Genomic DNA, 24,689 nt, shown 5'->3' on the forward strand with positions numbered 1-24,689 from the left:
GCCCAATTGGCTTTTCGGACATAAATTCGAGGCGCAGTCATAGATGTTGTCATAATGTGATGCATGCCGATCATAACTGCCTCCGTACGCGTTTAAGTGAGATAAATATGTCTCTATAAGACCTCCTTATTGAGCCGTTTCTGTAACAATATGTCAACAAACTGATTAAGAAACAAACAAGGATGCCTAATCAATGACCGATCTTCTATTAATAGCCTTTGTCTTTTTGATGGCTAGTGTCATTACCGTACCATTAGCCTCCAAGTTTTCCCTTGGTTCCGTTCTGGGCTATTTGTTGGCAGGGATTATCATCGCACCACTTTTAAGCGTGTTAAATGTCGATGTCAAAGCGGTACAACATGTGGCCGAATTTGGCGTCGTCATGATGCTGTTCTTAGTGGGTTTGGAGCTGGATCCAAAGCAACTTTGGCGAATGAAAGGGCGTTTAATTGGTTTAGGTGGTGGCCAAGTCTTGCTGACCACAATCCTGATTGCGGGCCTCGCTTACCTAGCGGGGTTAGTCTGGCAAACAGCGCTGACCATCGGCTTAATCTTCTCTTTGTCATCCACGGCGATCGTTTTACAAACGCTTAATGAGAAAGGTTTGTTGAAATCTGATGGTGGCCAGGCCTCATTTTCAGTGCTGATTAGCCAAGACATTGCCGTGATTCCCATGTTAATCCTATTGCCTATGCTAGCACTGCCTGAGCTTGCTCAATTAACTCAAAATGGAGCAGGGCAAGGACATGTTGAGTTCAGCTTAATTCGTGATTTAAATGACTGGCAAACGGGATTGGTGACCGTTTCAGCGATTATGGCGGTGATCTTTGTCGGCACAGTTTTATCATCGCCGATCTTCAAGTTTGTGGCCATAGCACGCCTTCGAGAATTATTTACCGCCACAGCATTATTGTTTGTAGTGGGCATTGCTTTATTGATGTCGCTGGTGAATTTATCGCCTGCCTTGGGGACTTTCATTGCCGGTGTGGTATTAGCTAACTCGGTGTTCAAACACGAATTAGAAAGCAATATCGAGCCGGTAAAAGGTTTGCTATTAGGTTTGTTCTTTATGACGGTGGGCGCAAGCATCAATTTTGCTTTGCTGGCCGATCAATTCTTAACCATCGTTATGCTGACGTTAGCGTTAGTGGCGGTGAAGGTCTGCGTGTTATGGGTGTTAGCCAAGCTCTTTACAGTACAAGGTAGCGACAAATGGTTGTTAGCGCTGGGCTTAGCTCAAGCAGGTGAATTTGCCTTTGTTTTGCTGTCATTCACGGCCTCAAATGGCATTTTAAGTCCAGCTATGGCCGATACCTTGTTGTTGGTAGTAGCCATGTCGATGTTGATTTCACCTGGATTGTTTATCCTGCATCAAACACTGATTCAACGAGCGTTTTACGCCAAACAAGACATCCAAGCACCAAAAACAGCGATTCCTAATGAGGGCAAAATCATCATCGCAGGCTCAGGCCGTATGGGTGGCATGGTAGATTTAATGCTCAGAAGCGCTGGTTATCAGACAACGGTTGTGGATTACAGCATCGAACGCTTAAAAGAGCTCGAGTCCTTTAAAATCAGCACATACTTTGGCGATGCGACACAGCCAAGCTTATTAGAAGCTGCGGGTATCGAAGACACCAAATTGTTGGTGGTGGCACTGGATGAATCCGCACAAATCACCAAACTGGTTAAGCATGTAATCAAGCATTATCCAAAGGTGCATATCATCGCCAGAGCTGTCGATCGCCATCATGTGTACGATTTATGGGCTGAAGGCTGTCGCGACATTATCAGCGAAACCTATGATTCATCATTGCGTATGGGACGCTCAGCTTATGAAGCTTTGGGCGTGACGCCAGACGCGGCTGAACAAATGAAGGATCTATTCCAACAGGATGATCGTGAAGCCATGCGCATGGCTGCGGGGGCTTATAAAGTCGGTGTGCCAGCCCATGAGAACGAAGAATACATCAAGAGTGTGCTGGAATTGTTTGAAACCAAGCATCCACAAACCAAAGCGAAGCTGATGGCAATGCGCGACAATCATCAGAAATAATTTTGCAAGAAGCGACTTTTAATTAAGAAGCCAAACAACAGATTGAATAACAAGGAATTAGCGTCAGAACAGGCCTAATTCCCGATATTTCACTATTTCCGATAATAACATTTATCGGAAATATCAGACCTATTTCCATGTTGCTAGATTCTGTTAAGCCTTGATTTCATTGGCGTCTGCGAATTCTTGCTTGATCGCTAAAATCTTTGTTAACTCTTGGCGCAGCAACTACTTTGCTAACGCTGGATCAGAATGTGTTCCTGCAGTGGCGTCAACACAATCCAAAGCTTCTTCTACATCCCAAGCATCTTTATGACCGCACACTGGTCAGCGCGTCAAATACATCGGCGATGGCAACGATGCGACCTTCGATGGGAATCTCAATTCCTTTTAAGCGATTCAAACAATCTGAATTCAGTGAGTCCTAAATCATGTTTAATACTAAGCACTCATTCCTTGGCAATTGATATCAATACATAAAGGATTTCTCTTACCGAAAAATCGTAGAGACTTTTTACACTGAGTTACTAAAATTAATAAAGCTCACACAACTATGTAAATCAACACACTTCTTCTGTGTACCGAGGTTTAGTAATCCAGTACAAATAACTCATTTGAACCTGTATATCTAAGGCCGTTGATATGGATAAAAAAAAATACAAGTTAATGCTCTTCGGCGCTGTTGTTGCCTGTTTCTTGTTAATCACATATGGCACCTATCGTACTAACTATGAAACTCACCTGACTGAAGCGCGAGACTATCTTGCTGCCGAATCAATGGCTTCAAGCAATATCATTAGCAATAAAGTCAAACAACTGAGCAATGATATTGATCTGCTTGCCGACTCTCCTTTTCTAAGCGATTTCATTGATCAGCTACAAAGTGATTACGCATCTGAACGCCCGTCTTCTGCTGCGCAAGTGCTAGATATTTTTAAGCATTACGTCACCGCCCATGAATTCGTATACCAAATCAGGCTTATTTCGATTGGTAACGACGGCAAAGAGATCATTCGCGTGGAACTAGATGGTAATGATGCGATTCAGATTCCAGACGAAAAGCTGCAGCACAAGGCACACCGCGATTACTTCAAAGACATTACTAAGAATATCAGCCATGAGGTTTACATATCGCCAATCAATCTCAATCGTGAATATGGTGATGTACAAGAACCACTCCTACCAACCATTAGATTTGCCGCTAAGGTTTATGATAAGTACAATAATTTATTTGGCTTCGTTATTATTAACTATTCCATTTATGATCTATTCAAGTCCATTGAAGACAGTTTCAAAGGAAAAGGTGAATTAGTTATATTAAATGAAGATGGTTATTTATTGTTCCATGAAGATTTCAGCAAAACCTTTGGTTTTGATTTAAATAATAATCTTACTTGGGATAGTTTTGTTAAAAAAACAAATGGCTATTACTTCTACAAATCCACACCTAACGATAAATTTATCATCAGTGAAAATACAACCAACATTGATAAAGATGAAAGTATAAACCTTCTCCTCACCAAGAGATTAAGCGATATCGAGACGATTAGTTTAAAAAACTCTTATCTCAGTGGCTTGGCATTCTTATTTGGACTAGCCGTTTTTCTGGTCTATTACTTCTATCAGAAGCATACCTTACGACATCTTGCTCAAATCAATGCTGAGCGGGCTCGCTTGAGCTCGATTGTTAAGTTCAGCCAAGATGCCATCATCAGTATTGATATGAATGGCGTCATTACGGACTGGAACCCGAGTGCCTGCAAGCTGTATGGCTATCGCGAGCATGAAGCAATTGGCCAAAGGTACGAGGGCTTGTTGATGTCTTTTGGCGAGACCGTGCAGCGGATCATTAATCAGACGCAACAAAATGAACATGAGATTCCGCCTTATGAGGCAATTCATACGACTCAGAGTGGTGAACCAATCGATGTGAGTGTTACCCTTTCTCCTATATATAATGAGAATAAATCATTATCCGGCTACTCAGTTATTATCCGAAATATCAGTGATGATAAGCGTAATATCAAAGAAATCTCATTACTCAACTCAGTTCTTGAAACACAATTCGTTGAGCAATCGCTTGAGTTATCTTCGATTTATCGTTTAAACCAAACGATTATACAAAATGCAGGCAGTGCAATTATTTCAGGCGATAAGCAAGGTCAGATTACCATGTTTAACCCTGCGGCAGAGCTATTGTTAGGTTACAGCGCGGAAGAAGTCGTTGGGCGTACTACTCCAGCGATTTTCCATGTAGCAAAAGAGGTTAAAAATCATACAGATTATCTTTGCAAAAAATACAATACGAGCTTTGAGCCTGGATTTAACACTTTTGTATTTGAGTCAGACTTGGGAGTTAAAAACGAATACGAATGGACTTATGTGACAAAATCTGGTCAAGCCATTCCTGTTTTATTATCCATTTCTGCTCTGTTTGATGAAGACGGTGAAATCACAGGTTATTTGGGGATCGCAACCGATATCACTGAGATCCATCAAAGTCGCAAAAAACTTGAGAACGTACGCGATCAGCTTAAGCAAGCAACCGAAGTAGCAACCATAGGTATATGGAGCTGGAACATGACAGCCAATACTTACCGTTGGAATGAGCAAATGTATGATATCTACGAAGTAGAAAACGGTAGCGAAGTGAGTTTTGAACGTTGGTTATCTTGGGTAGATATGGGTGATCGTAGCAAGATTCAGCGAAATATTGAACGTATTCTAAACGGTGCTGTAAAAGAAGAAGTCACCTTTAAGGTATATACTCCTACCGGCAATACAAAGATCATCCAATCTAGAGCGTCTTTGCAAAATGACTCGGAAGGTAATGCTCTTGTAATCGGTATTAACCGCGACATTACTGAGCAGGTAAATTACGAATCTCGGTTGAAGCAGGCCAAGATTGACTCTGACAATGCCAACCGCACTAAGTCGGAATTTGTCGCCAATATGAGTCATGAAATTCGCACGCCAATGAACGGCATTATTGGTTTACTGCAACTGCTGCAACACACGGAACTTTCCAGCCAGCAACAAGAATACGTTCTTAAATCTGAGTCTGCCGCGAAAGCCTTACTTCATATCATCAATGACATATTGGATTTTTCTAAGATCGAAGCCGGCAAACTAACGGTTGAAGCCAAACCTTTCGATTTGAATGCGCTACTCAGCAATGTTCGCTCCATCATGCAAGCGATTGTTGCCAATAAATCGGTGGAGCTTACCTTTGAAATCGACGATTCCATGCCGCGTGCCATTTCCATGGATTCAATACGCTTACAACAAATCTTAATCAATCTTGTGGGCAATGCTGTCAAGTTTACCGAACAAGGCTACGTCAGGGTAAACATCTCTCAGGCGATAGAAAATCAGCAGCCTGTAATGCGCTGCGAAGTATCTGATACTGGTTTAGGTATCGAGGCGTCTAAGCAAAAACTTATTTTCAAAGCCTTCGAGCAGGCGGAGTCTTCTATCGTACGTAGTTACGGCGGTACCGGCTTAGGGTTAGCTATTTCCAAGCATTTAATTGAAATGATGGGTGGCCATATTGAAATGCACAGTAAGCTAAATCAAGGCTCGACTTTCACCTTTACTCTGCCCTTCACTGTAGCGACGAACAGCAATTTGCTTGAGCAAGCCAAACCTACGCAGCCTGATACCACAGATCAGCCAGAGCAAGCCAATCCCTTACAAGACATTAAGATACTTTTGGTTGAAGACAACGCGACCAACCAATTAGTAGCGAATAAACTACTGACCCTTAGAGGTGCAAACGTCACGATTGCTAACAATGGACAAGAAGCAGTAGAGCTAGTGTCCGACCTGGATAATTGCTTTGACGTTATCCTTATGGATATTCAAATGCCAGTGCTGGATGGTTACAGCGCAGCGAAGCATATAACACGTAAGTTAAAACTCGCCACCCCCATTATTGCCATGACGGCTAACGCGCTGGAGTCGGACAAAATTAAAGCCAAGGAAGCTGGCATGATTGACCATGTTAGCAAGCCGTTCAATATCAACGGCCTTGTCGATACCATTAAGAAGCACCTAGCCTAGGTGCTTCTTAGTAAAAGCTTAATACAGGTCTTTATGTAAAATAGGCGCTAACGCTAAGATGGCTGCTTGTTGATAGACACTTTCACGTGTTTCAAGATGATTGGTCAGCACACCGATGGCTCCGCCTTTTTGGCGGATATTATGCTCGTTGAACACATCATCCAACACATGAGCCAGTTCTTCACCCTGCTCTAATCGTTGGAACACAGACTGGGGTAGCGGTAAATTAGCACTGCGTCCGGTAATCATTCGACCGTTTTGATCCAAAATTGCCACATAAGCAAAGGTCGCCGGCCCTTCACTAAAGCAATCAACGCCACCTTCCATGGCCACATAGAAATCATAACGGCGTGCGCTATCTGCTTCCGAACATCTTTGAGCGCGGTTTTGGGCACCAAGCTTGGTGTCCGCTTCATGCATTGGCTGATCTGCGACGCCTGATGGAACCGCAATGGTCTGAGTTTCGATTAAATGATCCGGAAAGGCTTTTGAGAAAGCATTTTCTGCCGCTCCTCGTTTTACCGGATTGGTCGAACCAACGAGTATGCGAAGCACATCCTTCGACATCACTATTCTCCGATTAGTAAAGGTTTTAAAAACAAAAAAGGCCGCGAATGAAGCGACCTTTTTGTAGTAACGGTTCCGATTATTCAGCTTGGGCTTTAATAATCGGCGTTTCGCACTGCACGTCAGCGTTTTGACCACGATTACGTAGCAAGTGATCGATGAGTGTTAACGCCAACATGGCTTCTGCAATCGGCGTGGCACGAATGCCGACACAAGGGTCGTGACGACCTTTGGTAATGACATCAATGGCATTGCCCTGACGGTCGATACTCTTGCCAGGCACCGTGATGCTTGAAGTTGGTTTTAGTGCCATGTGCACCACGATGTCTTGACCCGATGACATGCCGCCTACAACACCACCAGAGTGGTTGCTTAGGAAGCCTTCTGGGGTCATTTCGTCACGGTGCTGACTACCTTTTTGCTCGATGACATCAAAGCCATCGCCAATTTCCACGCCTTTGACCGCGTTAATGCCCATCATAGCTTTAGCAATGTCCGCATCTAGACGATCGAATACTGGCTCACCTAGACCTGGCATCACGTTCTTAGCGATCACAGTGATCTTAGCGCCGACAGAATCGCCTTCTCGACGCAGGTTGGTCATGTACTCTTCCAATGCTGGAATCGCGTCTGGATCAGGGCTAAAGAAGGAGTTGTCGTAGACTTGGCTCAAGTCTTTCATTTCTAACTTGATTGGTCCAAGTTGTGACAAGAAACCTTGAATTTCGATGCCGTAGCGCTGTTTTAACCACTTTTTAGCAATGGCACCCGCTGCCACACGCATTGCTGTTTCACGAGCAGAGGAACGACCGCCGCCACGGTAATCGCGGAAGCCAAATTTTTGGTCGTATACGTAGTCTGCGTGCGCAGGACGGAAGGTATCCTTAATGTTGCCGTAGTCTTTTGAGCGCTGATCCGTGTTACGAATCAATAGACCAATCGGTGTCCCCGTCGTTTTGCCTTCAAATACGCCCGATAGGATTTCCACTTCATCAGGCTCGCGGCGCTGTGTCGTGTGCTTAGACGTACCTGGTTTGCGCAGATCAAGATCGCGCTGAATATCGGCTTCGGTCAGCTCTAAACCTGGAGGACAACCATCAACAATGGCTCCTAACGCTAAACCGTGACTTTCACCAAAGGTGGTGACTGTGAATAATGTACCAAATGTATTGCCAGCCATCGTTCTAGATTACTCTTGTTGTAATGTCTTTAGTTCATCTTTGGTCAGTACAAAGACGCCATTGCCGCCATTTTCTAATTCAACCCACATAAATGGCGTGTCAGGATACGCTTCTTGTAATGCGACCTCGGAGTTACCTACTTCGTACACGACAATGCCGTTGTCATGTAGGTAATCGGCCGCTTGCGCAAGGAATGCACGGGTAAAATCCAAACCGTCTTCCCCAGAAGTCAGCGCTAATTGCGGTTCGTTATGAAACTCTTCTGGAGCCGTATCATAGTCATTGGCATCCACGTAAGGTGGATTACAAATGATCAAATCGTATTGCTTGCCTTGCAGGCCTTGGAACATATCAGAATGAATCGCCGTCACACGGTCTTCCACTTCGTGCAGGGCAATGTTTTGCTCTGCTACCTCAAGGGCGGCCTCACTTACATCGGTGATATCCACCGTCGCTTCATCAAATGTCAAAGCCGCCGCAATACCCAAGCAACCACTGCCTGTACACATATCCAAGATATTGAGCGGATATTGCTCTAGCCAAGGACGAAACTCATTTTCGATCAAGGCCATGATTGGCGAGCGCGGAATCAGGGTATCTTTGGTTACTTTGAAAGGTAAGCCCATAAACCAAGCTTCACCAAGTAAGTACGGTAGTGGTTCACGTTTATTAATACGCAGATCGACAAACTTAAGAATGCGTTTCTTTTCGTTGTACGTTAAACGGCTGTCCAAATGCTCTTTTGGGAAATCCAACGGCAAAGACAGGGAACCTAAGACAAGTTGCACGGCCTCATCCCAAGCATTGTCGGTACCGTGACCATAAAAGATATCGGAATTACGAAAGCGCGAGTACGTCCAACGGATGTAGTCTTGGATCGTGTGTAAGTCGCGTACTGCTGATTGATGTCGGCTCATGAAACTCTATCTTAATGCAAAGGGGCTCATTATAACGGCAAAGGCATTCAGACTCTACGAATCCGATTTACTCACTTTTAAAGTTTTCGCTAAATCCTGCAAATCGTTCAGCGCTTTGCCTAATAAGTGTTCATATTGACTGTTGTTTTGATTTTGTAGCTGTTCAATTTGTTGCTGCGCAGCGCTTAAGGCGTCATTCAGCATAACAATGGTTTGATCTTGTTTGGCCAGATCCACTTGAGCTTGGCTTAATTTCGTATCCGCTTCATTCAGTTTGCGCTCGGCTTCTATGAGCTCATTTTCTAACACACGGTTTCGCGCCTGCGTATGATCTAAGCGTTCAGCCAGCTGATCATGGGCTGCTTTAAGCTGTTGCTCACGCTGCTGAGTCTCAGATAACTGTTCGAGGGTTTGCTCAAGTTGTGATTCTGAAGCGATCAAGGCCTCAGAAAGAGAATCTTTACGCCCTTCTAATGCATCCTTACGTAGCGACATCTGCTCTTCGTAGGCATGCACTTTTTCATCCAGCAGCACAGAAAGGGATTGCACCACATCACGTTCAAAGCGCTTAAAACTAGGACTCAAGTGCTCAGCAATGTCTTTGACTTCGCTTTCTTGATATTCGCGATAGGCTTCTTCCCATTCAGCGATGGCGTTCAACAAAGTGGTGTTAGAACAGCCTCTACCATCTAGGTCTTTGAAATATTGGCTTAAGCGCGGAATATTCGGGAAGGTGTTATTTTCAATCAACTTCCAACACGCATCGATGATTTCTTCTTTGGCAATATTCGCTTTACGAGCCATAGCTAGGACCTTTGCAGAGCAGTTTTAATAAAATAATAAATACACATTTTATGGTATTTATCTTTAAAATCCTAGATTAAAGCCCACTGGGGAAGGAGTAATGTTGGCGCTCTGGATTATCGAGTTGCGCAAGCGCTTCACTGGTGACCTGATAACCTAAATCGATTAACTCCTTGGATCGCCAAAACTCATAGAAGCTACAGGCATCTTTAGGAATCGAAATCAGTAAGTCTGGCGGATAGCCTGCCACCTTATATTGGGTCAAGGATTCTTGCATGGTTTCAAACATCATGTTGATGGTTTGAATACGTCCCCAGCTTTGGGTGTTGTAACGGATTTCCGGTTCAACCGAGTCCTCATCGCTTTCACCTTTCACACGGCCAAAGAAATCCTTCACACCTCGCCACCACTCAGACTCATCTTTGACCGACTCAACAAAAGGATGCGGATCCGAGTTTCGAGCAGGACCATTTAAATCTACGGCAATGATGTAGTCAGCACCGGCAGAAATGGTGGGAATGATGGGCAAAGGGTTCAACACGCCTCCGTCCACATAAACACGCTGACCCACTTGCACTGGATTCACGATGGAAGGCACTGCCGAGGAAGCACGCATGGCCGGCAACAAGGCCCCTTTTTGAAACCAAAACTCTTTCTGACTGAGGATATCAACGCCGACAGCGGTATAAGGCAAAGATAGGTCTTCGATACGAACTTCGTCACCAATCAACTGTTCGATAAATTGAAAATAGCGATCGCCGCGAATGTAGCCGCCCATTAGAACCGCCATATCCAACAGTTTTAATACATTGAGGCGATCCAGCTGCTCGGCCCATTTTTGGTATTCCGGTAACTTGCCACACAAGTATACCCCACCAATAATGGCCCCAATTGAACAACCAGAAATAGACACCACTTTATAGCCTTGCTCCTCAATGGCATTAATCACACCAATATGGGCATGACCACGAGCAGCACCACTGCCGAGCACTAATGAAACGGTTTTCTGTGACATACCTGTACGCTTTGATTAGTTTGAGTTGCGTACAAAAATAACACGATGAACGCCGTAGTTGGTATTACCCATATTGGCTAAATTAATAAAACGGATGGCAGCACGCTCTTCGGGATTCAGCCCTAAACGGATTTCATCGATATAAGCGTCACCCACATCAATGGCACTGCGTTCATCTGCCGCACTGGTGACAAAGGCCACCAAGCCTTGATGATTTGAGACTGAGTTTAAAAATTGGCGAATACGCGGCACATCGGTAGCGCCCATTTGGGCAAGGATCTCTATATCCGCATCACTGCCTTTGGGAATGACTTCGTCGACGCGCACCATGACATCACCAGCACCGCGACGATTCAAATACACCACCCAATAATGCATGCGTGAGTCTTTTACCACCCACAGTGACTGACTCGCATCGGGGCCGTACAGCAGATAATCGTTGAAGAAGTTATTCGCCCAAGCATTGGAACTGCCACAAGCGCGACTTTGGCAGCTGTAAAGAATCTCGCCGCCATCAATGCCTGTGATCACCTGGCCATAAAACTGCTCAACCGCAGACATAGGGACATTACGACCGATTTTATAAAGCGTCTGAATCGCAGAACCCTCAACGGTTTCAACCTTCTCAGGCTCCCAACCACGACCAGAACGGTAGATCTTTGCTAAGGGAATTTCGATATAGGTGTTTTCAACTGGCGCGCTTTTAACAATTTCCGCACCACGGTATACCGGCAAGCCCTCTTCCACGGCACTCACAGGTAAACTAATACCTAGCACGAACAAGGATGACAGGGCCGCCCCAACGATTCGAAACATAACCACTACTCCTTAGATTAAATCTCTAGTTCTGATCGATAAATCGATGAATTTCCTTCGCTATATACGTTGCAGTATCCGGCTCTAGATGAAAATGGTGATTACCATCGAGCCTCTTTAGCTTAATCCATGGGAACGCTTTTGCGCGACTTTCGACCAATTCTTGTTGTTGACTGTAGATGCCTTGATTGGCAACCAACGCCATGGTTGGGCATTTAATCGCTTGAATGAATGCATCAACCGACGCATCGTCCATGCGAAATGGTGATGGAAAAGACAGCTTATAATCGGCTCGCCAGCCCCACTCACCATTTGTTACCGTAGAACCACGCTCCACTAATGGCTTCGCCGCGTCATAGGAAAGCTCGGTAAAGCCATGCATACGGGCATAAATAAGATCTTCTTGCGCGGCATAGCGTGAAAAACGCCCACTACGCTTTTTCAACATTTTCTGCATTGCTCGCTGCATGGTGGTGACGCGCTGATCTGGCGTTGCCGTAGCGGGCCCCATACTATCGAGAATAATTAAACCACGCACTTTATCTGGTGCTAACGCTGCCACTAACATCGCCACTGCGCCGCCCATACTATGTCCCACCAGCCAAGCTGATTGGGTCGAAGTATTGAGTACACTGATGACATCTAGGGCGTAATCCCAAAGATGATAGAAGCTGCCATCGGGACGATGATCGGATAAGCCATGCCCAGCTAGGTCTAGGGCCGTTAAATTGTAGTCAGAAAGTTGGGGGGCAAGGTTTGAAAAGGAAGCAGCGTTATCCAGCCAACCATGCAACATTAGCACTCGTAATGCGCTGGGATTGCTGGATAGCCACTGCTTCGCGGCAAGTTTTGTATGGCCAAGATTGAATGCCGTTTCATTGGACATAATGTCAGACTTCTATCAGTGTTTAGGAGAAATTGCCCACCTAAATTGACAGCATGCCGTCGCAAAAAGTTCCCCTTCAAGGGCTGCAATGGTAGCAGTCTCCATTTGGAATACTGCAGGCAATGGCTGATCTGCCAGCATATCCACTAATTGATAAGCGAAGGGTTGGTGGGTGACAAGCAAGATAGAGTCATAAGGTTGATCATGCAACCACAACGCCACGTCGAGCTCTTTACCACTTGGTGTGATGCTATCAAGGGTCTGAGGCAACGTTTTAGTGCCCAACACCTTAATAAACTCATTGGCAGTTTGTTGAGCCCGCAAATACGGGCTCACAAAAATGGCATCAAAGTCCTCATTACAAGCAGCGAACTGCTCGGCTGTGCTACGAACTTCTTCATAGCCCAGCTCGGTCAATGCACGCTGAGCATCTTGGTCGTATCCAAAAGGCTCGGCGTTGCCATGGCGCATGATGTATAAGCGCTTAGTCTTCACGACCATTTTTTTCTGGCCAAGACTGGAATGGGAAAGGCTTCTCGTCGTTTGAGAAAGACAAGAAAGAAATTGTTTGTTTGATGAAAGTACCCGTTGAAGATACCCACTGATCAAGCAATGACACTTCAGATGTAGAAGCAAAGCGAACCAATGTTGCGATGATTACTAGGAAGCCAAACACTGTCAAAGCAATGTTCAACACACCCCAGTAGACCAGCATAAACAACATTCTGATCCAAAATTCTTGATTAGCGTAACCAGGTTTACTCATTTCTATTTACTCCAGCAGTCGCGAATTCAACATCCCATTTTTGCTCGCCAGTCATCATACTGCCGATTAGGGAATCCAAACTCGCATTGTCAAAAATCAGTTTGTACAAACCTGACGCTAGCGGCATATAAAGGCCATGTTTATTCGCCTCTTCTACCACCATGCGTAAAGTGTTCACACCTTCTGCTACTTCGCCAATAGCGCCCACTGCTTTTTCAAGTTCTTCACCAGAACCTAAAGCAAAGCCCACGCGATAGTTGCGACTTAACGGTGAGGTACAGGTCGCGATTAAATCACCCATGCCTGCTAACCCAAGAAATGTCATCGGGTTTGCGCCGAAGTGCACGGCAAATCGGCTCATTTCAGCCAAACTGCGCGTCATAATCATCGCCATGGTATTTTCGCCAACCTTCATAGCCTTAGCTAAACCACAGACAATGGCATAAATATTTTTCAATGCCCCAGCCAATTCAACGCCGGTACTGTCGCGGTTTTCATAAACTCTAAAGGTACGAGATTTCAACAACTCGATCACAGTTGCACGCAACGCATCGTCGTCACTCGCAATCACTGAGCCAGTCAGCTGCCCAGCAGCAATTTCTTTGGCTAAGTTAGGACCACTCAACACCCCAATTCGTTCCGTGACACCGTTACGGCGCAGGATATCGCTCATTAATTCAAAGCGATTTGGGTTAAAGCCTTTAGTGGTACTGATCAGGATTTTATCTGCTGTCAGCAATGGCTTTATGCGCTCCACCACTTGCTCGAAGGATTTCGATGGGATGGATACAAAAATTGTATCACTGGCACGAATCGCTTCTTCTAAGTTGCTGGTCGCTAAAAGCTCACGATGCAATGGTGCATTAGGCAGGTAACGGCTATTTAGGCCCGTTAAGTTGATTTCTTCAACCTGCTCTTCGTTTCGCATCCATTGACTGACCTGATGACCATTTTTGGCCATGATGTTCGCCAATGCGGTGCCAAAACTACCACCACCTAGTACACAAACCGATTGCTTATCCATAGTTTCTTCAATGCCTTATCGTTAAGAAGAACAGCTTACTTCTAAATGACGCCCCCAATCTGGAGCACGCTTCGCTAAAGCTTCACTTTCCGGATGCTCGTCAAAAGGGTTATCTAACACCTTGAGCAACTGTCTAAACGGCAAGTAATCACCCGACTCAGCTGCTTCGATGGCTTGCTGAGCAAGATAATTTCTCAGAACAAATTTTGGATTTACTCGTTGCATCTGTTCGCTGACGGCCTGTTGATCTCGTCCGTCGTTTCTTACAGACCAATAGTAGTTGAGCCAATCCGCCATTGCTTTTCTATCTACGACTTCATCCATTAAAAATTCCGGCTTATCGGCTTGTAACAGGCTCAAAAAGCGGAAGAAAATAGTAAAGTCAAACTGCTCTTTTCTTAGTATAGAAAACAACTGCTCAAGCAATGATTCAAGTTCTGAGGAATTTGCCAAACCCAGTTTAGCAGCCATCAACTCGTCGTAGTGAGACTGCAGGCAGGGTTCATAATGCTTTAAAATTTCGATCAATTCTTCGCGAGAGAAATGCTTCGAAAAAGAAAACATTAGACAGTTTAAATTCCATAAACCTATCCCTGGCTGGCGTTGGAAGGCATAACGACCTTCATCGTCAGAATGATTAGAAATCCAACGCTCATTATAGTCTTCCATAAAACCATAGGGACCATAATCAATGGTTTCACCGAGGATGGAAAAATTATCCGTATTCATCACACCATGTTGAAAGCCAACCGATTGCCATTTAGCAATCATACGCGCGGTACGCTGGACAATTTCAATCAGCATGGCCTTAACAGGCTCAGCCTCATGTTTCAGATGAGAGAAATAGGTCTTTAGGCTGTAGTCGATTAACTGCTGCAGTTCGTCATACTTCTTATGAGCAAAGAAGTATTCAAAGTGGCCAAAACGAATATGGGTTTTGGCCGTACGAATCAGCATTGCGCCGGTTTCAGGACGCTCGCGATACACCGCTTGTTGACTGTCGTATAGGGCTAACGCACGGGAGGTTGGAATGCCCAAGCCGTTCATGGCCTCGCTGGCTAAGTATTCACGTATACTCGAGCGCAGTACCGCACGACCATCTCCTTGACGGCTAAAGGGCGTTTGCCCTGCACCCTTAACATGTAAATCGTGCAGGACGCCATCTTGATCTTTGACTTCACCGAGCAACACCCCTCGACCATCCCCTAGCCGAGGTGTAAAACCACCAAACTGGTGGCCGGCGTACACCATACTCAGCGATCCTTCAACGGTGTCTTGGCCGCTGAGTTGTCGCTGCACACACTCATCTGAGAAATCAATACCTAGCGCTTGGGCTAAGGCTTGATTGAATTCAACCAGACGTTGCTCTTGCAGAGGTTGGATTTGAGTATGGGCAAAAAACTCATAGCCAAGCTCTGCAAAGTGATGGTGTAACTGCATGCTTCCTCGTTAGTCTTGGTCGCGTACGTATTCACAACGGATTGAAGTACCAATGGTCGCTTCAATTTCAGGGATCATGAACGAATCGTCTTCGGTTGCGAAGCTGACGGATTTACCCATTTCACCGCCACGACCCGTACGACCGATACGGTGTACATAGTCTTCAGGATCTTCTGGCAAAGTGTAGTTCACTACCAACTCAATGTTGTCCACGTGAATACCACGACCCGCTACATCTGTTGCTACCAATACCTGAATGCTGCCGTCTTTAAATTTCGCTAATGTCTTCACTCGTTTGTCTTGAGACACTTCGCCCGACAACATGGCACAGTTGATATTCGCTTTCTGCAATTTCTCATGCAGGTCACGCGTTTCATCACGACGGTTAGCAAAAATAATGGTGCGTTGGCTGCCATTTTCTTCGATCAACTTTTTCAATATTGGCCATTTCTGGTCATTGGAAACCGTATAGATCACCTGATCGATGTTCTTATTAGTGGTTTCTTTTGGCACAACCGACACTTCTTTTGGATGGAACGTCCATTGACGAGCCAAAGCCTGAATGTCTTTCGGGAAAGTCGCACTGAACAACATAGTTTGACGACGCTCTTTATGTGGCGTCATACGGATGATGCTTTTCACGTCTGGGATAAAGCCCATCGACAGCATGCGGTCTGCTTCGTCTAGCACCACACACTCGACTTTATTCAGCATCACTTTCTTGTTGCGCGCAAAATCCAACAGACGACCAGGAGTTGCCACCACCAAATCCACGTATTCAGTCTCTAGCTGTTTACGCTGTTTGTCGTAGTCCATACCGCCCACTAGCGACACAACGTTTAGATTTGTGTACTTAGTCAGTTTCTCTGCTTCGTCAGCGATTTGCAGAGCCAATTCTCGAGTTGGAGCGATAATCAGACCGCGAGGGAAATGATTTGGACGCTCACCTTCCACTGGGTAGTCTAAGAAATCACTGATCATAGCAATCAGAAATGCGGCTGTTTTACCAGTACCTGTTTGTGCTTGACCAATTAGGTCATAGCCTTGCAGCGTCGCGGGTAACGTTGCAGCTTGAATTTCACTGCAGTACTCAAAGCCCATGGTTTGAATTGCTTTTAATACCCGATCCGGTAGATTTAGGTCGTGAAAACGAACTTTACCTTCCACGTCAGGCACTTTGAAGTCTTGGATAGACCAAAGTTCACCACTTTCCTGTTCAGCAGCCGGAGATTTCGCTCCCGTGGCGTCAGCACTGCTTTTGTTGTGTTTACGACGGGGTCTGCGTTGGCGCTTTGGTCCCTTTGATTCAGGGCGCGCGGCTTCTTGCTGTTTTTCCATGTGAGAGTCTTTAATCTCTTTTGATTGAATGTTTGTTAACAAGGCTCCGAGTGTACCTAAATGACTCGGCATTATCACCTTTAGTTTGTTAAATCTGCTTATAGGGTGGCAGGCTGTTAATCAGCTGCGCACCGTAGCGCTTGGTTTTTAAGCGCTTATCTAGGATATGAATTTCACCGCTATCGTTCTCGCTACGCAGCAATCGCCCCGTTGCCTGAACCAGTCTGAGCGACGCATCGGGAATGGTAATTTCCATAAATGGATTACCACCACGCTTTTGAATCCACTCCGCCAAAGTCGCCTCAACTGGGTCATCTGGCACCGCAAACGGAATCTTCGCAATGTACACCCGGGTCAGATAATTACCGGGCAAATCGACCCCTTCGGCAAAGCTGGCTAAACCAAATAGTAAGCTACCTTTGTCCGCATCAATGGCGTCTTTGTGACTATCTAGGATAATGCGTTTGGACTGTTCACCCTGCATCAGCAAGATATCTTTCAGATCGTCTTTGATTCCTGCCGCGACTTCCTCCATCTGACGACGAGAAGAAAACAGCACCAAGGAGCCAAGCTTAGTATCGACCTTATCATTAAGGTATTTGATCAACTCTTTGGTGTGTGCGTCTGCATGATTCGGCTCAGATTCCATGTCTGGCACTACCAGCGTCCCCTTATTGGCAAAATCAAACGGACTGATCACGCGCAGATATTCACTTTCGCGCGGCACACCAGAGCGCATATTAAAGCGATGAAACTCGTTTAACGCCGTCAGCGTGGCGGAAGTCACCACTGCACCAAAGCATTTGTCCCACAGCTGCATACGCAAGGTATGAGCTGCAAGGATCGGCGAACCACCAAGCTCGATATCTTGATCCATCCCTTGACCCACCACCACGAGCCAGCGGGCATTTGGCGGATAGTTTTGATCATCTTGGGTCGAATACAATTTCCAAAGTTCGGTACAGGCCTCTAGGCGCCCTAAAATCACCCCAAGAATTGGCAACCAGTTCTCAGCAGTGTCTTCCTTGATCCCCATGCCTTCATTTTGCTTAACCTTTTTACATTCATCCTGAATGTTTTCAATCTGATTAAACAGCTTCTGATAAGACATGGCCAAGCTGTAAGCCAGTTGGCGCAGTTCATCAGGAATCACACCAAACTCAAAACGGTGCTGACGCGTTTCTTGATCCAATCCTAGATTCTGGATAAAGGGCGCTAAACCTTGCTGCACATACTGGATAAAATTAACCGTACTCTGAATTTGCTGCGGGATTTTCAGTAAGATTTGCCCTGTTGTACTGATTTCTTCCGTTAACTCTTGGCGCAAATTGATAAGATTTTTGTCGAGTTGTTTTAACCAGCTAATACTCTGCTGCAAACGCACTTCGTGGCGGAAATGGCCAATGGCTTTATCCGGCAGGTGATGGCCTTCGTCGAACACATAGATAGTTTCTTTCGGATCAGACAAGATGGCACCGCCACCAAGAGACAAATCCGCCAACACCAAATCATGGTTGGCCACAATCACATCGGCGGTCTCAAGCTCGGCACGAGCCTTAAAGAATGGGCAGGCAGAAAAGTTCGCGCAATTGCGGTTGGTGCATTGCTGATGATCGGTAGTCAGTCGACGCCAGTCTTGCTCACGAACAATCCCTTCCCAGTTGTCTTTATCTCCATCCCATTTGCCGGCGCGAATGGCATCGTCCATTTCTTGATACAGAACGGTGTTTACATCATCGGCCGCCAAATGTTGCTCAAACAATCCTGCAAACATATCTTCGGTAGCTTGCTCTTCCGCACTTAAAAAACTCTCAAGATTATTAAGACACATGTAGCGACCACGACCTTTGGCTAAGGTGTAGCGAAAACTGTAGTCGGTATGTTCTAACAAACTTGGCAATTCTTTATGAAGAATCTGCTCCTGGAGGGCAACGGTAGCAGTAGAGATGACCAGCTTAAGACCCTTGTCTTTGGCAATTGGGATCGCTGATAAACAATAAGACAGGGTTTTACCGGTACCCGTGCCCGCCTCCACTACAGCGACATGCTTCTCACCGAGACGCTCACCTTCCGTTCCTTGCTTAATATTGCCAAGGGTTCTAGCGATGGTGGCGATCATATGACGCTGACCAACACGTGCCTTATGCCCTTTCGCATCAAGATATGCACGGTAGGCCGTTTGAATTTTTTCTTTAATCGAGTCTGAAAGCATGGATTTTAGTTGAGCAATTAATTATTAGCTGTATATAATAACAGTAACTGTATAAACAAACAGATGCCATATGATTAAATTAACAAAAAGACAGTCCGATGTACTCGAGACAATACGCGAATTCATCAACGAAACTGGTTTCCCACCGACTCGTGCTGAGATCGCTGCGCGCTTAGGTTTCCGTTCACCTAATGCGGCCGAAGAACACCTTAAGGCACTGTGCAAAAAAGGCGCGATCGAAATGCTTTCTGGCGCTTCCCGAGGCATCCGCCTAGTGGATCAAGAGCCAGCTAGCAGTGCCAATGACGAAGACGGCACCTTGCCTATTATCGGTCGTGTCGCTGCGGGCTACCCTATTCTCGCTCAGGAAAACATCGACTCACGCATCAGCATTGCAGCCGAGATGTTTTCACCAAAAGCAGATTACCTGTTATCGGTAAACGGCATGAGCATGAAAAATGCAGGCATCCTAGACGGTGATCTACTGGCCGTCCACAAAACCCATACGGTACGCAATGGTCAAATCGTTGTCGCCCGTATTGGCGATGAGGTGACCGTTAAGCGCTTTGAGCAAAAAGGCCGCGAAGTGCGCTTGATCCCAGAGAACGAAGAGTTTTCCGACATCATTGTTGACCTAGAAAGCGAAGACTTCGCCATTGAAGGCCTGTCCGTCGGTGTCATCCGTCGTGGTATTTAAGCCACATCAGAAATAAACAAGGCATGGCTTGATAGTATCAAGCCATGCCTTTTTTGTATCTATCCTAGGCGGTTAAAGCAAAACCCTAGTGCAAAATACGCGGCATAAAATCTTCATCGGGCGCATCCGCTTCACCCATACCATCGAAGTCGCCAAAATCTTCCGAGTACACAAAATCGATGCCCGCATGGAACATGCACTTGGCTAATTCAAAGTAACGATCTTTTAGAAAATCTTTGGTATCGTCAGAGATAGTCAGCGTTGCGATAGGCGTTTTATCATCGTCTTCACCCGCTGGACGAAGAACGATTTCACCATTTTCGAGTTCTACTATTTCTAAGTAAGTATCTTTCATTATCAATATTCTGCTGCGTCTTCACGAAAGCGTAAGACTAGCTCAGTCAGTGAGCTTAAAATGAATTTTGTGGAAGCACCAGCATCGGTTCCACGACCGATCAATTCAACGTCTGCTGCGTAGGCATTGTTGCCAACTTGACACTCTAACGCTGCGTTAAATGCGGTGAACAATTGAGCCAACCAAGACTGGCTATTATTCTTAAGTTGCGCCAATTCTACCAGAACCGGCACGCTAATGCCTTTATCATGGCAAGATTTAATCAGTGACTCAATCTCTAGCTGACCTTGCAAACTGTATGAGGTTCTCACTTCCTGTAGCAAGCCATTCAGACCACTGCGCAGTTGAAACAAGGCAGATGACTCAAAACTCTGAGTCATCCAGTCACTTTCTGCATCCTGGCTTTGAATCAATAAACGACGAGCAGCATCTAAACGCTGGTTAGTAACACTCGCTAAGCTGGAACCGCTCATTTCTTCTTACCGTGTTCGATTTTCCACTTACCACCTTCGTAGAAGGCCTTCCAACCCGTAGGCTTACCATCCACTTCAGTCATAATGTACTGCTCTTTAGTCTTACGACTATAACGGATAACCGTTGGATTCCCCTCTTCATCCTGCACTGGCGCTGTATCAAAGTAGTGGTATTTAGGATCAATCTGATCCATATACGGCTTCAACTCTTTAACCAACGGTGGACGCGTCTCACGTTTACGTGGGAATTGACTAGCCGCTAAGAACAGACCCGTGGCACCATCGCGCAATACGTAATGGTCTTCTACCTTTTGACAAGCCAAGTCCGGCATTGACACTGGATCCATCTTCGGCGGAGCCACTTCACCATTCTTCAGAAGCTTACGAGTGTTCTTACACTCTTCGTTAGTACAACCAAAGTACTTGCCAAATCGACCCGTTTTCAGCTGCATTTCAGAGCTACATTTATCACATTCAATGACTGGGCCATCGTAGCCTTTTAGTTTGAATGCACCCTGCTCCACTTCGTAGCCAGGGCATGAAGGATTGTTACCACACACATGTAGCTTACGATGCTCATCGACCAGGTAACTATCCATCGCCGAACCACAAATGTCACAACGATGCTTATTAATCAGCGCTTTAGATTCGCCTTCTTCATCGTCTACAGCAACCGCTTCATCACCGCTCACTAGGTTAATAGTGGCTTTACAACGCTCTTTGGGCGGTAATGCATAACCTGAACAAGACAAGAACACACCCGTACTCGCGGTACGAATCTGCATAGGACGACCACAGGTTGGGCATGGAATATCCGTTGGCGTTGGCTCATTTGGAGCCATACCGCCTTCTTCGGCTTCCGCTTGGTTCAGCGTTTGACTGAAATCTTCGTAGAAGCTGTTAAGAACCTTAATCCAGTCCTTTTCACCCTCAGCGATATCATCCAGCTTTTCTTCCATTTGTGCGGTAAAGCTGTAGTTCATCAGATCATCGAAACTTGCCACAAGACGATCGGTGACAATGTCCCCCATCTTCTCCGCATAGAAACGGCGGTTTTCAACCCGCACATAACCACGATCTTGAATGGTGGAAATAATCGACGCGTAAGTCGATGGACGACCAATGCCACGTTTCTCAAGCTCTTTAACTAAGCTTGCTTCACTGTAACGGGCAGCTGGCTTGGTAAAGTGTTGCTCAGGATCTAGATTAATCAGCGTTAGCTGCTCACCCTGCTGTACATCTGGCAGGATAGTGTCTTCCGCTTTTTTACCCACTGGTGTCAGCACACGAGTGTAACCGTCAAAGCGCAAGATACGGCCTTTTGCACGCAACTCATATTCACCCGCCATCACTGTAATCGTGGTCGAGGTGTATTCTGCAGGCGTCATTTGACAGGTAATGAACTGGTTACGAATCAAATCGTAAAGACGGTGCGCATCTTTATCCATGCCCTGCAGCATGTTCTGCGTCACAGTCACACTAGAAGGACGAATCGCTTCGTGGGCTTCTTGTGCGCCTTCTTTGCTTGAATAGCGCAACGCTTCCGCTGGTAGGTAAGCGTCACCAAAGTTGCCTTGAATGTATTCACGAACCGCTTCAACTGCTTCTTGGCTTAAGTTGGTCGAGTCAGTACGCATGTAGGTGATGTAACCTGCTTCGTACAAGCGCTGTGCCAACATCATGGTTTTCTTAACGCCAAAACCTAGACGAGTACTAGCCGCTTGCTGCAGCGTTGAGGTAATAAATGGCGCCGATGGTTTAGAACGCGTTGGTTTATCTTCTCGGCTAGCCACATTAAATGGTAGCTTTTCAATGCGCTGAACATGTTCATCTGACTGAGATTTAGAGGTCGGACGATATTCTTTACCTTGATACTTAGCCGTTTCAAAGGTGATATTGGCTTTATCCTTGGTAGCAAGGTTAGCGTCTAGCTCCCAGAATTCTTCAGGAATGAAGGCACGAATCTCTTTTTCACGTTCAACAATCAGACGTACGGCAACCGATTGCACACGGCCTGCCGACAAACCTCGAGCGACTTTCGCCCAAAGCAGTGGTGACACCATAAAACCCACGACACGGTCTAGGAAGCGACGCGCTTGCTGTGCATTAACGCGGTTCATATCCAAATCGGATGGCGTTTCAAATGCAGACTTGATGGCGTTCTTAGTGATTTCGTTAAACACCACGCGCTTGTAGCGGGTATCGTCACCACCAATCGCTTCTCGTAAATGCCATGCAATTGCCTCCCCCTCTCTATCCAAGTCGGTTGCGAGATAGATGGTTTCAGCATTTTTAGCCAGACGACGTAGTTCTTCTACGACTTTTTCTTTGCCTGGCAAAATTTCGTAATGGGCTTCCCAATTATGCTCTGGATCGACGCCCATACGATTAATAAGCTGTTTACGTGATTTTGTACGTTTGTATTCGGCTTTCTCTTCAGGACTCATTTTACGAGTCAGAGCCGCCTGCTTAGCACGTTCTTGTGGAGTAGACGTAGACGTCGTACCGGCAGGAAGATCTCGAATATGACCAACACTCGACTTAACGACGTAGTCGTTGCCGAGATATTTGTTAATAGTTTTCGCCTTGGCTGGCGATTCCACGATTACCAGAGATTTAGCCATTGGGTTGTTCGAGCCTTAATTACTTTTGAAAGATGAACGTGCTTAGAATACTTTAGGGGCGCAGATATTAAGCAAAGCGCTAATATATGACAAGCAATCCCTGTGAGATTCGCAACATTCCTATTGCCGAGTCCAGCATTTGCCCTTTAACATACTGAAATCATTTAAAAAGGACAATCATGGCTACGCTCCAGATCTTAACTATAGTCATTCTTTTCATAATCGTACTGGTTTCAGTGGTAATAGGATCGCGTGCCCACCAGAAAGAGCAAGAGTTAAAAGAGCGTCGCCTAAAGTACCTTCAACTGCAAAATCGCGCAGACCGAATGGAGCAACATATTATCGGATTGCGCAACCTCAACACGGATATGATTGTCAGCGATGTTTTCTACGACTTCTATTTAGAGAGCCTGCGCGAACTGACTTCCTACTCTGACGATCCAGAAAAAATCGAAGAGCGCATTGCGAAAGCGGAAGCCGAACGAGAAAACGCCCCAGCGGAGCTTAATCTAGAACCCGATGAAATGAGCTTCCACGAGAAAACCAAATACAAAGAACGCCTTACCAAAGCGGCTAAAATGCTACTGTATATGCGCCGCAAAGGACGCATCAGCAACACCCACTACAAGCTTTGCTATTCCTACTTACGCTGGTTGAATCTATGGATTCAGCTCAATCGCCAGGTTGTCCAAGCCAACAAAAACTTCCATTCAGGCGATATGCGTGTTGCACAGACATTGTATAGCGTGATCCACTCGCACTTAAAATCAAACAACATTGATCGTGCTGAGAAAAAACAGTTGGAAAAATTTGTGGATGATCGCATGAAGGAAATCATCACCCCTCAGATCATGGCGATCCAAGATTCTGATAACCCAGAAGAAGCGCTATCAGAATTTATGCATACCCTGGAAATCGAAGACCAATCTGGCGCAAAAGGCACTTAACGCACCAGCAGTAGCGCATTAATAATAGCGTTAGCATCTTCGACAACGCTCTCATCGCCTTTTTCGCGCCAAAACAGACTGACACTGCTTGGCGTGATTTCAATCGCTACAAACACCTCATGGTGCTTTTCAAGCAACTTAGCGATTTTCTCTTCCAACGCAAATGGCTGACTGGCATACCATCCCTGACAAATGGAATCGTGCTTCCACACTTCATAAGGGTACAGCTTGATTTCGGAAAAATCTTTGAGCGGCTTTTCACGGTATTTATGGTAAGCGCAGACACTTTCTTTGGTGGTCATCTTATCCCATTTATCCGGTAGATCCACTGAAGTCAGCTGCACTGTTATGCCACACTTACGCGCCAACATACGCAACGCCATTTTTTGACGCTCACGCTTTGACGGCATGATCCATAATGCCGATCCCATCAAGGAAAGGGTAATAAATACTACTATTAAGGCTGTCATTGAATTACTCTTAAATTGTCGAGAACAAATGGAACCCAA

21 protein-coding genes are annotated in these 24,689 nt (G+C 45.7%); 4 read left to right on the top strand and 17 right to left on the bottom strand.

Annotated features, from left to right (window positions below; translation table 11 throughout):
- The first annotated feature begins 193 nt into the window (after positions 1 to 193).
- The gene (locus ACOSVP_RS06905; protein ID WP_487346761.1) at positions 194 to 2,056 is read left to right on the top strand and encodes a cation:proton antiporter domain-containing protein; all 1,863 of its coding nucleotides are present in this window, start codon (positions 194 to 196) and stop codon (positions 2,054 to 2,056) included.
- Positions 2,057 to 2,698: 642 nt separating this feature from the next.
- The gene (locus tag ACOSVP_RS06910; RefSeq protein ID WP_487346762.1) at positions 2,699 to 6,118 is read left to right on the top strand and encodes a PAS domain-containing hybrid sensor histidine kinase/response regulator; all 3,420 of its coding nucleotides are present in this window, start codon (positions 2,699 to 2,701) and stop codon (positions 6,116 to 6,118) included.
- An 18-nt stretch (positions 6,119 to 6,136) separates the two neighbouring features.
- On the opposite strand, the gene yjjX is transcribed toward ACOSVP_RS06910, so the two are convergent.
- The 13 genes from yjjX to dinG form a co-directional block, all read right to left on the bottom strand.
- A complete protein-coding gene (yjjX, locus tag ACOSVP_RS06915; protein WP_487346763.1) occupies positions 6,137 to 6,685 on the bottom strand; it encodes an inosine/xanthosine triphosphatase in 549 nt (182 codons plus the stop codon).
- A 79-nt stretch (positions 6,686 to 6,764) separates the two neighbouring features.
- Entirely contained in the window at positions 6,765 to 7,865 is a 1,101-nt protein-coding gene (gene aroC / locus ACOSVP_RS06920) for a chorismate synthase (RefSeq protein ID WP_487346764.1), read from the bottom strand.
- Positions 7,866 to 7,874: 9 nt separating this feature from the next.
- A complete protein-coding gene (gene prmB / locus ACOSVP_RS06925; protein WP_487346765.1) occupies positions 7,875 to 8,783 on the bottom strand; it encodes a 50S ribosomal protein L3 N(5)-glutamine methyltransferase in 909 nt (302 codons plus the stop codon).
- Positions 8,784 to 8,837: 54 nt separating this feature from the next.
- On the bottom strand, positions 8,838 to 9,587 hold the full coding sequence (locus tag ACOSVP_RS06930) for a hypothetical protein (RefSeq protein ID WP_487346766.1): 750 nt from the start codon (positions 9,585 to 9,587) through the stop codon (positions 8,838 to 8,840).
- Positions 9,588 to 9,663: 76 nt separating this feature from the next.
- A complete protein-coding gene (locus ACOSVP_RS06935; RefSeq protein ID WP_487346767.1) occupies positions 9,664 to 10,602 on the bottom strand; it encodes a patatin-like phospholipase family protein in 939 nt (312 codons plus the stop codon).
- A gap of 15 nt (positions 10,603 to 10,617) precedes the next feature.
- Entirely contained in the window at positions 10,618 to 11,418 is an 801-nt protein-coding gene (locus ACOSVP_RS06940) for a DUF4892 domain-containing protein (protein WP_487346768.1), read from the bottom strand.
- Positions 11,419 to 11,443: 25 nt separating this feature from the next.
- A complete protein-coding gene (locus tag ACOSVP_RS06945; RefSeq protein ID WP_487346769.1) occupies positions 11,444 to 12,304 on the bottom strand; it encodes an alpha/beta hydrolase in 861 nt (286 codons plus the stop codon).
- Positions 12,305 to 12,319: 15 nt separating this feature from the next.
- Positions 12,320 to 12,805: a phosphohistidine phosphatase SixA gene (gene sixA, locus ACOSVP_RS06950; RefSeq protein ID WP_487346770.1), complete on the bottom strand. Its 486-nt coding sequence runs from the start codon at positions 12,803 to 12,805 to the stop codon at positions 12,320 to 12,322.
- Positions 12,789 to 13,070 (bottom strand): DUF4389 domain-containing protein, encoded by a 282-nt coding sequence (locus ACOSVP_RS06955; RefSeq protein WP_487346771.1) that lies wholly within the window; start codon positions 13,068 to 13,070, stop codon positions 12,789 to 12,791. The genes sixA and ACOSVP_RS06955 overlap by 17 nt, the downstream gene beginning before the upstream one ends.
- Complete coding sequence (locus tag ACOSVP_RS06960) at positions 13,063 to 14,094, bottom strand: NAD(P)H-dependent glycerol-3-phosphate dehydrogenase (RefSeq protein WP_487346772.1); 1,032 nt, start codon at positions 14,092 to 14,094, stop codon at positions 13,063 to 13,065. Before ACOSVP_RS06960 ends, ACOSVP_RS06955 begins: the two co-directional genes overlap by 8 nt.
- A gap of 21 nt (positions 14,095 to 14,115) precedes the next feature.
- On the bottom strand, positions 14,116 to 15,534 hold the full coding sequence (locus ACOSVP_RS06965; RefSeq protein WP_487346773.1) for a protein adenylyltransferase SelO: 1,419 nt from the start codon (positions 15,532 to 15,534) through the stop codon (positions 14,116 to 14,118).
- A gap of 9 nt (positions 15,535 to 15,543) precedes the next feature.
- On the bottom strand, positions 15,544 to 16,872 hold the full coding sequence (locus tag ACOSVP_RS06970; RefSeq protein WP_487346774.1) for a DEAD/DEAH box helicase: 1,329 nt from the start codon (positions 16,870 to 16,872) through the stop codon (positions 15,544 to 15,546).
- Between the two features lie 88 nt (positions 16,873 to 16,960).
- Positions 16,961 to 19,084, bottom strand: a complete 2,124-nt coding sequence (gene dinG / locus ACOSVP_RS06975; RefSeq protein WP_487346775.1) for an ATP-dependent DNA helicase DinG — start codon at positions 19,082 to 19,084, stop codon at positions 16,961 to 16,963.
- A gap of 70 nt (positions 19,085 to 19,154) precedes the next feature.
- Here dinG and lexA point away from each other — a divergent pair, with 70 nt between their 5' ends.
- Positions 19,155 to 19,781: a transcriptional repressor LexA gene (gene lexA, locus ACOSVP_RS06980; RefSeq protein ID WP_487346776.1), complete on the top strand. Its 627-nt coding sequence runs from the start codon at positions 19,155 to 19,157 to the stop codon at positions 19,779 to 19,781.
- Positions 19,782 to 19,866: 85 nt separating this feature from the next.
- Here lexA and ACOSVP_RS06985 read toward each other — a convergent pair whose 3' ends face one another.
- Genes ACOSVP_RS06985 through topA form a run of 3 tightly spaced genes read right to left on the bottom strand, consistent with a single transcriptional unit; the run spans position 19,867 to position 23,233 of the window.
- On the bottom strand, positions 19,867 to 20,136 hold the full coding sequence (locus ACOSVP_RS06985; RefSeq protein WP_487346777.1) for a hypothetical protein: 270 nt from the start codon (positions 20,134 to 20,136) through the stop codon (positions 19,867 to 19,869).
- Positions 20,137 to 20,138: 2 nt separating this feature from the next.
- Positions 20,139 to 20,609: a DUF6586 family protein gene (locus tag ACOSVP_RS06990; RefSeq protein ID WP_487346778.1), complete on the bottom strand. Its 471-nt coding sequence runs from the start codon at positions 20,607 to 20,609 to the stop codon at positions 20,139 to 20,141.
- A complete protein-coding gene (gene topA / locus ACOSVP_RS06995; RefSeq protein ID WP_487346779.1) occupies positions 20,606 to 23,233 on the bottom strand; it encodes a type I DNA topoisomerase in 2,628 nt (875 codons plus the stop codon). The genes ACOSVP_RS06990 and topA overlap by 4 nt, the downstream gene beginning before the upstream one ends.
- 326 nt (positions 23,234 to 23,559) lie before the next feature.
- Between topA and ACOSVP_RS07000 the strand changes: the two genes are divergently transcribed.
- Positions 23,560 to 24,180, top strand: a complete 621-nt coding sequence (locus ACOSVP_RS07000; RefSeq protein ID WP_487346780.1) for a DNA topoisomerase I — start codon at positions 23,560 to 23,562, stop codon at positions 24,178 to 24,180.
- On the opposite strand, the gene ACOSVP_RS07005 is transcribed toward ACOSVP_RS07000, so the two are convergent.
- Entirely contained in the window at positions 24,177 to 24,650 is a 474-nt protein-coding gene (locus tag ACOSVP_RS07005) for a hypothetical protein (RefSeq protein ID WP_487346781.1), read from the bottom strand. The two genes, ACOSVP_RS07000 and ACOSVP_RS07005, sit on opposite strands and share 4 nt — an antisense overlap.
- Positions 24,651 to 24,689 lie beyond the last annotated feature (39 nt).

The organism is Marinomonas sp. HM11-D, assembly GCF_057626615.1.

What these genes read in the sequence shown, in the direction of transcription:
- ACOSVP_RS06905 (WP_487346761.1), top strand. Translation starts at nt 194, where the DNA reads ATGACCGATCTTCTATTAATAGCCTTTGTCTTTTTGATGGCTAGTGTC.
- ACOSVP_RS06910 (WP_487346762.1), top strand. Translation starts at nt 2,699, where the DNA reads ATGGATAAAAAAAAATACAAGTTAATGCTCTTCGGCGCTGTTGTTGCC.
- yjjX (WP_487346763.1), bottom strand. Translation starts at nt 6,685, where the DNA reads ATGTCGAAGGATGTGCTTCGCATACTCGTTGGTTCGACCAATCCGGTA.
- aroC (WP_487346764.1), bottom strand. Translation starts at nt 7,865, where the DNA reads ATGGCTGGCAATACATTTGGTACATTATTCACAGTCACCACCTTTGGT.
- prmB (WP_487346765.1), bottom strand. Translation starts at nt 8,783, where the DNA reads ATGAGCCGACATCAATCAGCAGTACGCGACTTACACACGATCCAAGAC.
- ACOSVP_RS06930 (WP_487346766.1), bottom strand. Translation starts at nt 9,587, where the DNA reads ATGGCTCGTAAAGCGAATATTGCCAAAGAAGAAATCATCGATGCGTGT.
- ACOSVP_RS06935 (WP_487346767.1), bottom strand. Translation starts at nt 10,602, where the DNA reads ATGTCACAGAAAACCGTTTCATTAGTGCTCGGCAGTGGTGCTGCTCGT.
- ACOSVP_RS06940 (WP_487346768.1), bottom strand. Translation starts at nt 11,418, where the DNA reads ATGTTTCGAATCGTTGGGGCGGCCCTGTCATCCTTGTTCGTGCTAGGT.
- ACOSVP_RS06945 (WP_487346769.1), bottom strand. Translation starts at nt 12,304, where the DNA reads ATGTCCAATGAAACGGCATTCAATCTTGGCCATACAAAACTTGCCGCG.
- sixA (WP_487346770.1), bottom strand. Translation starts at nt 12,805, where the DNA reads ATGGTCGTGAAGACTAAGCGCTTATACATCATGCGCCATGGCAACGCC.
- ACOSVP_RS06955 (WP_487346771.1), bottom strand. Translation starts at nt 13,070, where the DNA reads ATGAGTAAACCTGGTTACGCTAATCAAGAATTTTGGATCAGAATGTTG.
- ACOSVP_RS06960 (WP_487346772.1), bottom strand. Translation starts at nt 14,094, where the DNA reads ATGGATAAGCAATCGGTTTGTGTACTAGGTGGTGGTAGTTTTGGCACC.
- ACOSVP_RS06965 (WP_487346773.1), bottom strand. Translation starts at nt 15,534, where the DNA reads ATGCAGTTACACCATCACTTTGCAGAGCTTGGCTATGAGTTTTTTGCC.
- ACOSVP_RS06970 (WP_487346774.1), bottom strand. Translation starts at nt 16,872, where the DNA reads ATGGAAAAACAGCAAGAAGCCGCGCGCCCTGAATCAAAGGGACCAAAG.
- dinG (WP_487346775.1), bottom strand. Translation starts at nt 19,084, where the DNA reads ATGCTTTCAGACTCGATTAAAGAAAAAATTCAAACGGCCTACCGTGCA.
- lexA (WP_487346776.1), top strand. Translation starts at nt 19,155, where the DNA reads ATGATTAAATTAACAAAAAGACAGTCCGATGTACTCGAGACAATACGC.
- ACOSVP_RS06985 (WP_487346777.1), bottom strand. Translation starts at nt 20,136, where the DNA reads ATGAAAGATACTTACTTAGAAATAGTAGAACTCGAAAATGGTGAAATC.
- ACOSVP_RS06990 (WP_487346778.1), bottom strand. Translation starts at nt 20,609, where the DNA reads ATGAGCGGTTCCAGCTTAGCGAGTGTTACTAACCAGCGTTTAGATGCT.
- topA (WP_487346779.1), bottom strand. Translation starts at nt 23,233, where the DNA reads ATGGCTAAATCTCTGGTAATCGTGGAATCGCCAGCCAAGGCGAAAACT.
- ACOSVP_RS07000 (WP_487346780.1), top strand. Translation starts at nt 23,560, where the DNA reads ATGGAGCAACATATTATCGGATTGCGCAACCTCAACACGGATATGATT.
- ACOSVP_RS07005 (WP_487346781.1), bottom strand. Translation starts at nt 24,650, where the DNA reads ATGACAGCCTTAATAGTAGTATTTATTACCCTTTCCTTGATGGGATCG.